The organism is Bradyrhizobium arachidis (assembly GCF_015291705.1).
GTDB classification, from domain to species: Bacteria; Pseudomonadota; Alphaproteobacteria; order Rhizobiales; family Xanthobacteraceae; genus Bradyrhizobium; species Bradyrhizobium arachidis.
In genome coordinates this window covers 8289242-8303026 of record NZ_CP030050.1, presented here as the reverse complement: position 1 = coordinate 8303026, position 13785 = coordinate 8289242, and the positions used below count along the sequence as shown (strand labels likewise).

General features: G+C 64.7%; 16 protein-coding genes. 12 read left to right on the top strand and 4 right to left on the bottom strand.

What is annotated here, in order from left to right:
* Position 1: 1 nt before the first annotated feature.
* The 3 genes from WN72_RS39160 to WN72_RS39150 form a co-directional block, all read right to left on the bottom strand.
* On the bottom strand, positions 2–937 hold the full coding sequence (locus WN72_RS39160) for a branched-chain amino acid ABC transporter permease (RefSeq protein ID WP_092218428.1): 936 nt from the start codon (positions 935–937) through the stop codon (positions 2–4).
* Positions 938–1016: 79 nt separating this feature from the next.
* The gene (locus tag WN72_RS39155; RefSeq protein ID WP_092218427.1) at positions 1017–2408 is read right to left on the bottom strand and encodes an MmgE/PrpD family protein; all 1392 of its coding nucleotides are present in this window, start codon (positions 2406–2408) and stop codon (positions 1017–1019) included.
* Between the two features lie 30 nt (positions 2409–2438).
* Positions 2439–3332, bottom strand: coding sequence for an NAD(P)-dependent oxidoreductase (locus tag WN72_RS39150; protein ID WP_092218426.1), 894 nt, complete (start codon positions 3330–3332; stop codon positions 2439–2441).
* A 226-nt stretch (positions 3333–3558) separates the two neighbouring features.
* Between WN72_RS39150 and WN72_RS39145 the strand changes: the two genes are divergently transcribed.
* The 12 genes from WN72_RS39145 (at position 3559) to WN72_RS39095 (ending at position 12961) form a co-directional block, all read left to right on the top strand.
* Positions 3559–4935: an MmgE/PrpD family protein gene (locus WN72_RS39145; protein WP_092218425.1), complete on the top strand. Its 1377-nt coding sequence runs from the start codon at positions 3559–3561 to the stop codon at positions 4933–4935.
* Positions 4936–4963: 28 nt separating this feature from the next.
* Entirely contained in the window at positions 4964–5353 is a 390-nt protein-coding gene (locus tag WN72_RS39140) for a carboxymuconolactone decarboxylase family protein (protein WP_008557256.1), read from the top strand.
* 11 nt (positions 5354–5364) lie between these two features.
* Positions 5365–6174 (top strand): N-acyl homoserine lactonase family protein, encoded by an 810-nt coding sequence (locus WN72_RS39135; protein WP_092218424.1) that lies wholly within the window; start codon positions 5365–5367, stop codon positions 6172–6174.
* A gap of 89 nt (positions 6175–6263) precedes the next feature.
* Positions 6264–6992, top strand: a complete 729-nt coding sequence (locus WN72_RS39130; RefSeq protein WP_092218423.1) for a GntR family transcriptional regulator — start codon at positions 6264–6266, stop codon at positions 6990–6992.
* A gap of 47 nt (positions 6993–7039) precedes the next feature.
* Entirely contained in the window at positions 7040–8002 is a 963-nt protein-coding gene (locus WN72_RS39125) for an ABC transporter substrate-binding protein (protein WP_092218422.1), read from the top strand.
* A gap of 6 nt (positions 8003–8008) precedes the next feature.
* Complete coding sequence (locus tag WN72_RS47305; protein ID WP_244553910.1) at positions 8009–8377, top strand: ABC transporter permease; 369 nt, start codon at positions 8009–8011, stop codon at positions 8375–8377.
* A 42-nt stretch (positions 8378–8419) separates the two neighbouring features.
* The gene (locus tag WN72_RS47300; protein WP_244553909.1) at positions 8420–8731 is read left to right on the top strand and encodes an ABC transporter permease; all 312 of its coding nucleotides are present in this window, start codon (positions 8420–8422) and stop codon (positions 8729–8731) included.
* A gap of 11 nt (positions 8732–8742) precedes the next feature.
* The gene (locus WN72_RS39115) at positions 8743–9549 is read left to right on the top strand and encodes an ABC transporter ATP-binding protein (protein ID WP_167381058.1); all 807 of its coding nucleotides are present in this window, start codon (positions 8743–8745) and stop codon (positions 9547–9549) included.
* A 7-nt stretch (positions 9550–9556) separates the two neighbouring features.
* Positions 9557–10354, top strand: a complete 798-nt coding sequence (locus tag WN72_RS39110) for an ABC transporter permease (protein WP_092218420.1) — start codon at positions 9557–9559, stop codon at positions 10352–10354.
* Between the two features lie 9 nt (positions 10355–10363).
* A complete protein-coding gene (locus WN72_RS39105; RefSeq protein ID WP_092218419.1) occupies positions 10364–11023 on the top strand; it encodes a polysaccharide deacetylase family protein in 660 nt (219 codons plus the stop codon).
* A gap of 3 nt (positions 11024–11026) precedes the next feature.
* On the top strand, positions 11027–11881 hold the full coding sequence (locus WN72_RS39100) for a fumarylacetoacetate hydrolase family protein (protein ID WP_092218418.1): 855 nt from the start codon (positions 11027–11029) through the stop codon (positions 11879–11881).
* Positions 11882–11917: 36 nt separating this feature from the next.
* Positions 11918–12961: a cobalamin-independent methionine synthase II family protein gene (locus WN72_RS39095; protein ID WP_208617515.1), complete on the top strand. Its 1044-nt coding sequence runs from the start codon at positions 11918–11920 to the stop codon at positions 12959–12961.
* A 125-nt stretch (positions 12962–13086) separates the two neighbouring features.
* Here WN72_RS39095 and WN72_RS39090 read toward each other — a convergent pair whose 3' ends face one another.
* Entirely contained in the window at positions 13087–13704 is a 618-nt protein-coding gene (locus WN72_RS39090; protein WP_167381060.1) for a TetR/AcrR family transcriptional regulator, read from the bottom strand.
* Positions 13705–13785 lie beyond the last annotated feature (81 nt).

Here is a 13785-nt window from a genome sequence, read left to right as displayed (position 1 = left end):
GTCACGTCCTCTCGACCATGCGCCCGAAGAAGCCTTGCGGACGGAAGAAGATGATGAGGAGGAAGACGGCGAAGATCGCGGCATTCTGCAATTGCGTCGGCAGGATCAGCGTCGACATCTGCTGCACGAGGCCGATCGTCATGCCGCCCCAGAACGCGCCGATGATGCTGCCCATGCCGCCGAGCACGACGCCGGCATACATCACGATGACGTATTCGAGGCCGACGAAGGGATGGAACGGATAGTTCGTCGCGAGCAGGCCGCCGGCGATCGCGGTGATGCCGCAGCCGAGCGCGAAGGCGGTGCTGTGCGCGCGGTCGACGTCGATGCCCATATAGGTCGCGGCGGTCGGATTGTCGGCGGCCGCTCGGAGCGACTTGCCGATCCGCGTGCGCGTGATCAGCAGCGAGAGCAGGATCATCATCGCGAGCGACACGACCGCGTCGATGCTGCGGGCCTTGTTGAGGAAGATGCTCATGTCGAAGAACGGGCCGAGCTCCCAGGCCGAGCTCGACAGCGGCGTGCGGATCGAGGCCAGCACCGAGCCGAACACGATGAGGCCGCCGTTCTGCAGGATCAGCGCGATGCCGAGCGTGAGGATGAGCTGGGCGTAATGGCCTTCGCCTTCCAGCGATGCTGTGCGCGTGCCTGAGACGTGCGAGATCAGCGTCCGATGGACGAAATAACCGAACACGGCAAGCACGGGCCCGGCCAGCAGGATGGAGACGAACGGCCCGACGGTATTGCCGAACATCGCCTGCACACCGGCGGCGGTGAAGAGATAGAAGGCCGTGTACATGCCGAGCATCATGAAATCGCCGTGGGCGAAGTTGATGACACGCATGACGCCGAAGATCAGGCCGAGCCCGACGCACATCAGGCCGTAAACGGCGCCAATCAGCAGGCCCGCGGCGAGCGCTTGCAGAAATCCTTCCATCAGCCACGCCTCCGCGCTGCCGACGATGCTAGACTGGCCTCCAAGCCGACCATGTTTCCCCCGTACTCTCCGGCATTTCTTATGATGCCGATCGTAAAACCCGTTCCGTCTCCAGGCGGCATTGCGCCGCAATGGCGCCGGCATTGCCGAGCTGCTCGCTATCGTCGATGAGTTGCTCGAGCCGATGCGCGCGATCCTCGCCAAGAATTTTGGCAGCGGCAGCGCGAAAGCGGCCGCGAATTTCTGAAGGCGTTGCTGCGATGACGTCGGGCAGCGCGTGCTGGATCGCCCGGCCATTGCGCAGATGCACAGTCACGTCCGCGCCCTGCTTGGCGGGGAAGGCAGCGGTGAAGCCCGGATCGGCCTCGAGATCCGTGATCGCGACGAGGCGAATGATGTCGGCATCGTCGGGCTCAGAGTAATTCTCTTCCTCGATCTCGCCCCGCGCCAGCGTCGCGGCGACGCTGAAGGGAATGCTCATCTTGGCCTGGAGCGCGTTGCGGTAGGGTCCCATCGAATCGCAGCCGGGATAACGCACGGCCGCATCCGGCGCGCGAATGACGACGCGGTCGATCTCATCAGCGCTGGCGAGCTCAAGCGAAACGCGAAGCGCGGCCTGTGCTGCGGTCTGCGCGAAGTTGCAGGCGGGAACAGGCTTGTTGTAGACGGCCATGATCTCGCACTCGCCATCAGGGAAGAGCGCGATGCTGTCCGGCGCGGCCTGGCGGCGATACGCGGCGAACAGGCCGGCCTCGCCTTCGAGGATCGTTTCGGAGCCGAACGCGCCGGCCGCGGCCAGGCCGATCGCCTTGATCGCGTTGCCGGCTGCAAAGCCCGGATGGAAATACATGTCCGAGCCGCCGGCATGCGGCCACTCGTTCAGCCCGCTGGACGTGTTGGCCGCGATCGCGATAGCACTGGTTGCTGCGTCCTCGGAGAGGCCAAGCGCAAAACTTCCGGCGAGCGCCGCGCCCGGAGGGGCCACGAGCCCGGTCGGACGATAGAGGCGGGCGAGATCGGAGGTCAGCAACGCGCGGCCGATCCGTGCGCCGGTCTCATAGCCGATGATGGCCGCGGCGAGCAGCCTTGCGCCGTGCAGCGGCGCCTGTTCCGACAGCGCGAGTAATGTCGGCCAGATCACGACGCCGTGGTGCGCGATGCTGGCCGCGTGCATGTCTTCACGGACGAGGCCGTGCCCCATCACCGCATTGGCGAAGGCGGCATCGGCCGGCGAGGAGAGTTGCGACGTTCCGATGATGGTCGCGTTGCCGCCGCCTTGTGCAACCGCAACGGCCTGGCGGCTCCAGGGATGCTGGCCGGCCTCGAACGCGCAGGAGAGGAAATCGAGCAGGCAGAGCTTTGCCTTGGCGACGACGTCAGGCCCGAAATCACCGAGGTCCAGCGCAAGCACGCTCCGCGCCATCTGGCGCGCGAGCGAGACCTTGCCTGATCCGGTCGGGCCGATCGTCATCGCAATCGCTCTCCCTCGAGGCTTGCGCGATCAGCCGCGCATTTTCACGCCGGCCCACTCCTCGAGCACCTTTGCGATCGAGGTGAAGTCGGACGAGGCGCCATATTTGGCGTTGGTGATTGCGAGCATCTGCCGCACCACCGCGCCGCAGACCATCGGCACGCCCATCGCCTCGGCCTCGTCCACGCAGAGCCGGACGTCCTTGTAGGAAAGTCCGGTGGCGAAGCCGAAATCGAACGTGCCGGGCAGCACCGCGCGGGGGAATTTGTCTTCGGAGGCGCTGTTGCGGCCGCTGCTGGCGTTGATGATGTCGATCAGCACCTTGGCGTTGACGCCGCCCTTGACGCCCATCGCGACCGCTTCCGAGGTGATGACGAGCGCGGCAGCCGCCATCAGATTGTTGGCGAGCTTGGCGGTCTGCGCCACGCCGGGCTTGTCGCCGGTGTAGAACAGCTTGCCGAAATTCTTCAGGATCGGCTGCACGGTGTCGTAGGTCGCTTGCGGACATGACACCATCACGGCCAGCGTGCCGTTGACGGCGCCCTTGATGCCGCCACTCACGGGCGCATCGACCAGCGTCATGCCCTTGGCCTTCAGGCCTTCCGCAACGAGCTTCGCTGCGCCGGGACCGGACGTCGAGAGATCAATGACGATCTTGGCGCGGTTACCGCTGCTGATGCCGTCCTGGCCGAGTGTGACCGCCTTGACGATGTCGGGCGTCGGCAGGCTGACGAGCACGATGTCGGCGCGCGAGGCGACGTCGGCCGGCGACTTTGCGAGTTGCGCGCCGCGCTTGACCAGCGGCTGCACTGCGTCGGCCTGGGTGTCGTAGACGACGAGCGAATAGCCCGCGTCGATCAATCGCCCCGCCATGGGGCCGCCCATGCGGCCCGTGCCGATTACGCCGAGGATCTCTCCCGCCATCGTCTACTCCCTGTCGCGCGATCCCGTACCGGATGCGCCTTCTTGATCTCGTTGGTCGAACGCTCTCGCCGGCTGGCCTTGTCGGCGGCCGTCGTCGTGGCAGCGGGATCCCGCGCCAGCGGCCGGATTGTTATGATTGTCAGACAAGCTGTCAAGCATAACATTTGGGATCGACAGTTTGCCGCGGATCGTCCTATGGTCCGGGAAAACGAGGAAGACGCCCCGCGTGCCGCAAGATCCAATTCCGAGTGTGAGCTGGACGCTCGCCGATTTCGTCGCGACCTCGTCATGGGCGGACGTGCAGGCGCAGAGCGTCGAGGCACGGCGATCGATCCTCAATTTCTTTGCGACCGCGCTCGGCTCCGCGCGCGATCCGGTGGTCGTCGCCGCGATGCGGACCTTGTCGCCGTTCAGCGGTGCCGCGACATCGACGGTCATCGGTCACTCCGAGCCGATGGACGCGCTATGCGCGTCGTTTCTCAATGCCATCTCGGCCAATTTGCTCGACTTCGACGACACCCATCCCGAGACGATCATTCATCCGGCCGCCCCGGTCGCAGCTAGCATCTTCGCGCTTGCCGAGACGCGAAAACTGTCGGGGCGCAAGGTGTTGACCGCGTTCATTCTCGGCGTGGACGTGGAATGCCGCATCGGCAATTCAGTCTCGCCGCGCCATTATGCGCGCGGCTGGCATATCACCTCCACCTGCGGGATCTTTGGTGCTGCCGCAGCAAGCGCGAAGCTGTTGGGCCTGCCTGCGGAAGGCATTGCGAACGCGATCGGAGTTGCGGCGAGCCAGTCGGCCGGCAATGTCGAGAACCTGCCGAGCGCCGCCAAGAATGTCAGCGTCGGCAATGCCGCACGTAACGGATTGTTCGCGGCGCTGCTGGCCCAGCAGGGCTATGAGGCCGCGCCGCGCGCCATCGAAGGCCCGCTCGGCTGGGCGCGCACCATGGGCGACGAGCCGGATCTTGCGCGTTTGCTCGATGGCCTCGGCAAGACCTGGGAAATCGCAAAAAACACCTACAAGCCCTATCCCGCCGGCATCGTGTTCCATTCGGTCATCGATGCCTGCCTCATGTTGCGCGAGCGGATCGGCCGCAACGTCGATCAGATCGAGTCTGTGACAGTGCAGGGCTCGGCGCTGCTGCTCGCGCGCGGCGATCGTCCCGTCAACAACGAGCGCGATGCGCGCGTCAGCATCCATCATTGTGTGGCCTGCGGACTGCTGTTCGGCACGGCGGGCGTGGCCGAGTTCGCGCACGAGACCGTGGTCCGGCCCGATATCGTGCGAATGCGGCAGAAAGTGAGGGCGGAGCTCGATGCTCAGATGCCGGACGGCGCTGCGCGCGTCGCCTTGCGCCTGTCGTCCGGCGAGGTGCTCACCGAGACCGTGACGTCGCCGCGCGGCAGCCAGGCTGCGCCGCTGTCGGACCGCGACATCGAAGAGAAGCTGCGCGAAGGCGTACGGACTGGTCGAAGCGATTGGGATCCGGACCGCGTCATCGACGCTGTCTGGCGGCTCGATGCGGTTGGTGACGTCGGTGAACTCCTGCAATCGCTGCGCCCGCCGCCGGCGACGCGTCAAACAACTTCCAACTAGACTCTCTCAAGACCTGAAAGGGACGATCATGAGCAAGACCGAACTGTTCGAAAAAGGCCTCAAGGTTCGCAAGGAGGTGCTCGGCGAGGACTACGTCAACAAGTCGATCGCCGGTGCTGACGAGTTTACGCGCACCATGGCGGAATGGTCGACCGAGTTCTGCTGGGGGGCCTTGTGGACGCGGCCTGGCGTCGACCGGCGCACGCGCTCGATCGTCAATCTGGCGATGCTCGGCGCGTTGAACCGTCCGCACGAATTGAAGCTGCACGTGAAGGGCGCGCTGAAAAACGGCCTGACCAAGGAGGAGATCAAGGAGATTTTGCTTCAGGTCGCCGTCTATTGCGGCGTGCCCGCCGGCATCGACGCCTTCCGCAACGCGCGCGAGGCCTTTAACGAGGTCGACGCGGCCGGTTCCTGAGCGAGAGCCCCATGGCTGACCCGGAATACGAGCTCTTCGCCATCCGCTATGCTACCCGCGATGCGCAGCGGAGCGAGCACTTCATCGGCGGCGACCCGCATGACGGGCCGATGCCGATGGACTATTTCATGTGGCTGGCCAAGGGCGGCGGGCGCACCTTCGTCATCGACACCGGGTTCAACAGCGAAATCGCAAAGCAGCGCAGGCGGACATTCCTGCGCTGCCCCGTGGAGACGCTGGCCGCGTTCGATGTCGATGTCGCCGACGTCAAGGACGTCATCCTCACGCATCTGCACTACGACCACGCCGGCAATTTCGACCGGTTTCCGAATGCGCACTTTCATCTCCAGGAGCGCGAGCTTGCCTACGCCACCGGGCGCTATATGCACTACCCGCGTCTGTCGCATTCCTTCGAGGTCGAGGATATCTGCGGGATCGTGCGGCTGAACTACGCGCGGCGGGTGCTGTTCTACGACGGGGACGCCGAAATCGCGCCCGGACTGAGCGTTCATGCCGCCGGCGGCCATTCCGCCGGTCTTCAGTTTGTCCGCGTCACCACGCGACGTGGGCCCGTCGTGCTCGCCTCCGACGTCAGTCATTTCTACGAGAACATGACCAGCGAGCGTCCGTTCACGACGGCGTTTCATGTCGGCGACATGCTGGTGGGATTCGACAAGCTGCGCGCCGCCGCACCCAGCGCGGACCACATCATCCCCGGCCACGATCCGCTGGTCATGAAGCTTTACCCGGCACCCAGCCCTGAGCTGAACGGTGTCGCCGTTCGCCTCGACGTCGCGCCGTCTGGAGTTGCTCATTCCTAGGACGTCGAGCACGCGATAGCGGAATGACCAAAAAAATCGATTTTCGATTTTCTATTGACCCGCACGCCCTCCCTTGCAATCATCCCGGCATGGGTCCGCTTCAGTTCCAGTTGTCCGGAAGCCCCGGGGATGGTCCGCGCAGCCTGACGTCGGCGCTGCACGAACGCCTGCGCGCCGACATCCTGGCGACGCGGCTGCTGCCGGGGCAGAAGCTGCATATCGCAGGCCTCGCAAAGCAGTTTTCCGTGAGCCTTGCCGCCGTGCGTGAGGCATTGTCGCGTCTCGTCGCCGACGGTCTCGTGCAGGCATCCGACCAGCGCGGTTTTCGCGTCAGCCCGGTCTCGCTCGCCGATCTCGCCGACGTGACGCAGACGCGCATCGACATCGAGGGCCTTGCGCTCCGCCGCTCCATCGAGCGCGGCGATGAGGCCTGGCTCGCATCGGTGAAATCCGCCTGGGCGGATCTCAAGGCCGTTCCCTATCATTATCCTGATGATCCCACCGTGCACTACGAGGAATGGGTGATCCGTCACCGCATCTTCCATCGTGCGCTGGTCAATGCCTGCGGCTCGCCGTGGCTGCTCGGCTTCCGTGACGTGCTGCATGAACAGAGCGAGCGCTATCGCCGGCTCTCGATCCGTCGCGAGCTCGGCAGTAAGCCGCGCGACGTCGAGGCCGAGCACAAGGCGATCGTCGCCGCCGTGGTGAAGCGCGACGCGGATGCGGCAGTTCGCGCCTTGTCGAAGCATTTTGGCATCACCAGAGAATTCGTCGAGCTCGCCGCCTCGCGCATTGCGGAGGTGAGCCGCACGACCTGACGATCCCTAGAAATTAGGCACAAAAAAATACAGTCCGGGAGGAAACAATGAAGATCAATCGCCGTCATGCGTTCATGTCGCTCGTTGCCGCTGCAATGCTGGCAGGCCCTGCGAGCGCCGCCGACACCATTCGCGTCGGTCTGCCCACCAAGACATACTGGCCGACGACGATCGCCGAGACGGCCGTGCGGCAAAAGCTGTTCGAGAAGGAAGGCATCCAGGCCGAGCTGACCATCTATCGTAGCGGCGCCGAGACCTTCGAAGGCATGGCCGCGGGCGCTGCCGACATCATCCTCGATCCGCCGTCGCTGGTCTCCGCCGGCCGCAAGAAGGGCGTGATGTCGCGCATCGTCGCCAATGCCGCGATGGGCAATTTCGGCTGGCAGCTGATGGTCCCGACCAAATCGACGCTCCACGTCAAGGATCTCAACGGCAAGAAGGTGGCGATCACCGCGGCCGGCTCCGGATCCGACCTGCTCGCGCTGTGGACCATCCAGGACAAGAAGATCGATTTCACCCGCGTTCCCGTCGGCGGCGGTGGCCTCGTGCCGAACCTGCTGGCCGGCAACGTCGAGGCGGCCGTGGTCTATTCGCCGCTCAGCTTTCAGATCTCGAAGTCCGGCGAAGCCAGGACCATCCTCGATTACGCGACCGCGGTTCCGCCGAACCTCACGGCGGGGTGGATCGTGCTCGACAAATTCGCGGATGCAAAGCCGCAGATGGTGCAGAAGGCGGTGAACGCGCTCTATGGCGCGGTCGCGTTCATGCGTGCCAACCGCGACGTCACGGTCAAGCTGATCGCCGAGCTCTACGAAATGCCGCCGGAGATCGCCGGCCTCGAATACGACAACACCATCATGAAGCTCGAGACCAGCGGCGACATGGGCGCGGCCAACGTGAACGCGGCCGTGCAGCTCTCGCTCGATCTCGCCAAGCTCGGTGGCCTCAAGGACATCGTGCCGGTCGAGGACGTCATCTCGACCAAGTTCAAACCCGTCCCGACCAAGTAGCAGGCGATGCAGGGCTCGCTCGCCATCAACCTCGCGCGGATCGCGATCATCGTCGCGATCCTGGCGCTATGGGAAATGCTGTCGCGCACCGGCATCGTCAATCCGCGCCTGCTGCCGTCGGCGTCCGACACGTTCGTGACGCTCGGCGATCTCCTGCAGCGCGCGGCTGTCCAGAAGGATCTGATGGTGACCGCGACCGAGGTGCTGGCCGCGTTCGCGCTGGCCGTGCCCTTCGGGGCAGTGATCGGCTTCCTGGTCGCCGAGAACCGCTACTTCGCGGATGTCGCCAAGCCGCTGCTGTTCTTTGCCTTCAGCATCCCGAAGTCGATCTTCCTGCCGATGTTCATCCTGGTGTTCGGCGTCGGCTTTGCCTAGAAGGTCGGCTTCGGCTTCTTCTCGACTATTTTCATCGTGATCATGTCGACGACGACGGCGGTGGAGTCGGTCAAGGTGGAGCATCTGACGGTGGCGCGCTCCTACGGTGCCACGCCATGGCAGACGGCGTTTCGTGTCTATCTGCCGAGCATGCTGCCGGTGCTGCTGGAGGCCTTGCGGATCTCCATGATCTTCAACCTGACGGGGGTGATCCTTGCCGAGATGTACGCCTCGCGCGACGGCATTGGCCACCAGATCGCGACCTGGGGTGAGAATTTCCAGATGAAGCAGCTCCTCGCCGGCGTGGTGATGGTGGCGGCGATTGCCATGACCTTCAACGAACTTGTCAGATAGGTGGAAACGCGATGCAGCCATTGGCGAACGTGACCCCATTGAAACCCGCCGCGCGGGCCGGCGCGATCGAGGTGAAGAATGTCGGCCAGGTGTTCAAGACCCGGTCGCAGGACGTCGTCGCGCTCGACGACGTCTCGCTGGAGACCAAGCCGGGACGGTTCGTCGTGCTGGTCGGGCCGAGCGGTTGCGGCAAGTCGACCCTCCTGATGATGATGGCCGGCCTGCGCCAGCAAACGTCAGGCACCATCACCATCAGCGGCGCGCCGATTCCGCAGCCCGACCCCGACCGGGTCGGCGTGGTATTCCAGGAGGCCAGCCTGTTTCCGTGGCTCACGGCGGAAGACAATGTCGAGTTTCCGCTGGCGCTGCGCGGCGTGCCCAAGGCGGAGCGTCGGGCCAAGGCGCAAGATGCGCTCAAGCTGGTCGGGCTCGAAGGTTTCGGCAAACGCCATCCGCATGAACTCTCCGGCGGCATGAAGCAGCGCGTCTCGATCGCGCGCGGGCTGGTGCAGGATCCGCCGGTGCTGTTGATGGATGAGCCCTTCGCCGCCCTCGACGAGCAGACCCGCATGACCATGGGCGACGAGTTGCTGCGCATCTGGGCGGCGACCGGCAAGACCGTCGTGTTCGTCACGCACAGCCTCACCGAAGCCGTCTATCTCGCCGACGAGGTGATCGTGATGTCGGCGCGGCCCGGCCGCATCGTCGACCATCTCCAGGTCCAGCTCCCGCGGCCCCGCACCTACGAGATGCTGAGTGGCGATGCCTTCGGTGCGTTGCGTGATCGCATCTGGCGGCACATCCGCAAATCGGCGTGAGGCGGAGATGAGCGCCAAAACGCTGCGATATCTGATCGTGATCGGCCTGATTGCGCTGTGGGAGCTGTTGCCGCGCACCGGTCTCATTCCCGAACTGTTTCTGCCGTCGCTGTCGTCGACGCTGATGGCGGGATGGACGGACGCGGCCGAATATGGTCACGCGCTCGCAGTGACGCTCTACGAGGTCGTCGTTTCGATGGCGTTCGCCTGCGGCGGCGGCATCCTGCTCGGCGCCATCGTCGGCAGCCTGCCGCGCCCGCGCGTGCTGATCATGCCGATGGTGTCGAGCCTCTATGCGGTGCCGCTCGTGATCCTCTACCCCGTCTTCACGGTCTGGCTTGGCATCGGCTCGGAATCCAAGATCGCGTTCGCCTCGATCTACGGATTCCTGCCGACGATGCTCGCCACCGCCGCCGGCATCCAGACCATTGATCCGCAGTTGCTGCTCGCCGCGCGCAGCATGGGCGCAACGCTGAGCCAGCGGCTGGTCCGTGTCATCATTCCCGCGGCGATCCCGACGGTGCTGTCGGGCCTGCGTGTCGGCGGAGCGCTCGTCATCGTCGGCGTCGTCGTCTCGGAGATGCTGATCTCCTCGGCCGGCATCGGCTATCTGATCTCGCGCTACCGCACCATCCTCGACAGCCCGCACGTATTCGCGGGCGTGTTGCTCGTGCTGTTCCTCGCCATCGCCTTCAACGCCGCGATCCGCTGGATCGAGCGCAAGGCGGCGATCTGGCAGACCGGCACCCGTGCCGGTCAGGCCAATGACGAGATTGCGTCGGGCGCGATGCAGCCGGCGACCTGAGGTATCCGCGTGTACGATTTGACCCTGACATTCGACAACGGCCCCGATCCCGAGGTGACGCCGCGCGTGCTCGACATCCTCGCCGAGCGCGGGATCAAGGCCACCTTCTTCGTCATCGGTGAGAAGCTCGCCGATCCCGCACGGCGCGCGCTCGCGAGCCGTGCGCACGGGGAGGGGCATTGGATCGGCAATCACACCTTTACGCACAGCGTTCCGCTCGGTGAGCAGAAGGACAGCGACACGGCAGAGAACGAGATCGGCCGGACGCAAGTTGCGATCGGCGATCTCGCGCATCCGCAGCGCTGGTTCCGGCCCTTCGGCGGTGGCGGGAATCTCGATACGCGACTGCTGAAGCCGTCCGTCGTCGACTATCTCGCCCGCAACAAGCATAGCTGCGTGCTCTGGAATGCGATCCCGCGCGACTGGGATGATCCTGACGGCTGGATCGTGCGCGCGCTCGACCAGTGTAGCCGGCAGCCCTGGACGCTGATGGTGCTGCATGATCTGCCGACCGGCGCGATGGATCATCTCGAGCGGTTCCTCGATCGCGCCGAGGCGGCCGGCGGCCGCTTTCGCCAGGACTTCCCGCCGCAATGCGTTCCGATCCGCAGCGGCGAGATCGCGCTTCCGATCAACGACTATGTATCCTCCATCGAAGAGAGTGTTTGACTGATGAAAGTTGCAAGCTTCACGATCGACGGCAGCCCGAGCTATGGCATCGTCACCGACAACGGTGTCATCGATGCCGGCAAGCGCCTGAAGGTCTATCCGACGCTGAAGACGCTGCTGGCGAAGGGATCGCTCGACGAGCTGAAGAAGTTGTCAGGCGAGAAGCCCGACTATGCGCTGCAGGATGTGGCGTTGCTGCCGACCATTCCCGATCCCGACAAGATCTTCTGCATCGGCGTCAACTACGCTACGCATCTGGCCGAAAGCGGTCACCCGACGCCGGCGCATCCGATGATCTTCACCCGCTTTGCCAACAGCCAGGTCGGCCATGGCCAGCCGATGATCCGGCCGCTGGAGTCGGAGCGCTTCGACTATGAAGGCGAGATGGCCGTCGTCATCAGCAAGGCCGGCCGCCGCATCTCGCGTGAAGCCGCGCTGAGCCACGTCGCCGGCTACGCCTGCTATAATGACGGCAGCATCCGCGACTGGCAGCGCCACACCTCGCAATTCGCGCCGGGCAAGAACTTTGCCGGCACCGGCGGCTTCGGCCCCTGGATGGTCACGACCGACGAATTGACCGATGTCACCAAGCAGACGCTCATCACGCGCCTCAATGGCGTCGAGGTGCAGAAGGCGCCGATCTCCGACCTCGTCTTCGACGTCCAGGCCCTGATCGCCTATTGCTCGACCTTCACCGAGCTGGCGCCGGGCGACGTCATCGTCACCGGCACGACCGGCGGCGTCGGCGCCTATCGCACACCGCCGCTGTGGATGAAGGGTGGCGACACCGTCGAGATCGAGATCTCCGGCATCGGCATCCTGCGCAATCCTGTCAAGGACGAGGGGCGCGCGGCCTGAACAAGCGCGTTCAACAACAATAATAAGGAGACCCCCATGCCTATGCCAACGCATATCCTGCCGACCACCGTGGTCGGCAGCTACCCGCAGCCGGAATGGCTGGTGAATCGCGCGATGCTGTCGAAGGTGGTGCCGCGCACCCGCCTGCACGACATGTGGCGGTTGCCGGCGGAGCACCTGGAGGAGGCGCAGGACGATGCCACCATCGTCGCGATCCGCGACATGGAGCGCGCCGGCATCGACATCGTGACCGATGGCGAGATCCGTCGCGAGAGCTACTCCAATCGCTTCGCTACCGCGCTCGACGGCATCGATGGCGATAATCCCGCGATGATCGTGGCGCGCACCGGCAACACCCAGACCCCGGTGCCGCGCGTCGTCGGTCCGGTGAAGCGTAAGGGACCGGTCGAGCTGCACGACATGCAGTTCCTGCGCAAGAACACGGAGCACGCCGCCAAGATCACGCTTCCCGGTCCGTTCACCATGAGCCAGCAGGCCAAGAACGAGTTCTACAAGGACGAGGAGGAGCTCGCGATGGCGCTCGCCGAGGCCGTCAATGCCGAGGCGCTCGATCTGCAAAAGGCCGGCGCCGACGTGATCCAGCTCGACGAGCCCTGGGTGCGCAACAATCCCGAGCTCGCCAAACGCTACGCCGTCAAGGCGATCAACCGCGCCTTGCACGGCATCACCGTGCCGACCGTCGTGCATCTCTGCTTCGGCTATGCCGCGGTCGTGCCGGGCTCGAACAAGCCGGCCGGCTATTCCTTCCTCGCCGAGCTCGACGATACCATTGCCGACCAGATCTCGATCGAGGCGGCGCAGCCGAAGCTCGACCTCGGCGTGCTCAGGGATCTCTCGTCGAAGAAGATCATGCTCGGCGTGCTCGACCTCGCGGACCCCGCGATCGAGAGCGTCGATACCGTCGCGGACCGCATCCGCAACGGCCTCAAATATGTGTCGCCGGACCGCCTGGTTCCCGCGCCCGATTGCGGCATGAAGTATATGCCGCGCGCAATTGCGTTCGGGAAGCTGAAGGCGATGTGCGACGCCGCCGCCAGGGTACGGCAGGAGATCAGCTGACAGGACCTCGAGATGCTTGAGCCGGAGGCGGGTTGGACGGGACGGGAATTTTTGCCGCGATCGAGCGACCAAAATTGTCGAGCGCTCGTTGCTTGCGCACCAATCGCCGCGTGCGCGCGTCTCAATTACTGACCAAAAAGCTTCGGCATCGTCGACTTCGCGCCGTCCATGAAGGTCTGGACGGCGTCGCTGACGATGGCGTCGAGATCGGACGGGATCGGCGTCTCGTAGACGAACTTGCGGATGGCGAGATAGAAGATGCGGCCGTGCAGGCCCCAGAACAGCTCGGTCTCGCGCTCGCTCAGCGGACGGGCCTTTGCATCCGGCAGGTTCAGATCGTGGCGTAGCTCCGCTGCGGCGGGCTCGATGATCTCGCGGCGGACGATGTCGAGATAGCGGCCGGTGATGCCGAACGACTTCATGCCCGATGAGACGAAGATCCGAACCCAATTGTATTCGAACACACGTTCGACATAGTCGAGATAGAAGCGCGTCAACCGCGCCTCCAGCGAGAGCGAGCGATCCCGGATCATCGGGCCCCAATCGGGCGACCAGCGGCTGAGATAGACGTCCTGGTACACGCGCTCGATCAGCGCCTCCTTGCTCGGGAAGTGGCGATAGATCGCCGAATGCGTGATGCCCATGCGTTTTGCCAGTTCGCGGGTCTGGCCCTCGAAGCCATGCTCGGCGAAGAAGCGGATCGCCTCGTCTACGATCGCGCGCTCGCGGTCGGCCGCGCGCATGTTGCGGCGCTTTGGCGCGGACTTGCTGCCGGTGTCGGTCCGCTTCCGGACCGTTCGCTTTGCCGTTTTCTGCGCTTTTCG

What these genes read in the sequence shown, in the direction of transcription:
- WN72_RS39100 (WP_092218418.1), top strand. Translation starts at nt 11,027, where the DNA reads ATGAAAGTTGCAAGCTTCACGATCGACGGCAGCCCGAGCTATGGCATC.
- WN72_RS47300 (WP_244553909.1), top strand. Translation starts at nt 8,420, where the DNA reads ATGTCGACGACGACGGCGGTGGAGTCGGTCAAGGTGGAGCATCTGACG.
- WN72_RS39140 (WP_008557256.1), top strand. Translation starts at nt 4,964, where the DNA reads ATGAGCAAGACCGAACTGTTCGAAAAAGGCCTCAAGGTTCGCAAGGAG.
- WN72_RS39155 (WP_092218427.1), bottom strand. Translation starts at nt 2,408, where the DNA reads ATGACGATCGGCCCGACCGGATCAGGCAAGGTCTCGCTCGCGCGCCAG.
- WN72_RS47305 (WP_244553910.1), top strand. Translation starts at nt 8,009, where the DNA reads ATGCAGGGCTCGCTCGCCATCAACCTCGCGCGGATCGCGATCATCGTC.
- WN72_RS39125 (WP_092218422.1), top strand. Translation starts at nt 7,040, where the DNA reads ATGAAGATCAATCGCCGTCATGCGTTCATGTCGCTCGTTGCCGCTGCA.
- WN72_RS39135 (WP_092218424.1), top strand. Translation starts at nt 5,365, where the DNA reads ATGGCTGACCCGGAATACGAGCTCTTCGCCATCCGCTATGCTACCCGC.
- WN72_RS39095 (WP_208617515.1), top strand. Translation starts at nt 11,918, where the DNA reads ATGCCTATGCCAACGCATATCCTGCCGACCACCGTGGTCGGCAGCTAC.
- WN72_RS39150 (WP_092218426.1), bottom strand. Translation starts at nt 3,332, where the DNA reads ATGGCGGGAGAGATCCTCGGCGTAATCGGCACGGGCCGCATGGGCGGC.
- WN72_RS39130 (WP_092218423.1), top strand. Translation starts at nt 6,264, where the DNA reads ATGGGTCCGCTTCAGTTCCAGTTGTCCGGAAGCCCCGGGGATGGTCCG.
- WN72_RS39115 (WP_167381058.1), top strand. Translation starts at nt 8,743, where the DNA reads ATGCAGCCATTGGCGAACGTGACCCCATTGAAACCCGCCGCGCGGGCC.
- WN72_RS39090 (WP_167381060.1), bottom strand. Translation starts at nt 13,704, where the DNA reads ATGCGCGCGGCCGACCGCGAGCGCGCGATCGTAGACGAGGCGATCCGC.
- WN72_RS39110 (WP_092218420.1), top strand. Translation starts at nt 9,557, where the DNA reads ATGAGCGCCAAAACGCTGCGATATCTGATCGTGATCGGCCTGATTGCG.
- WN72_RS39160 (WP_092218428.1), bottom strand. Translation starts at nt 937, where the DNA reads ATGGAAGGATTTCTGCAAGCGCTCGCCGCGGGCCTGCTGATTGGCGCC.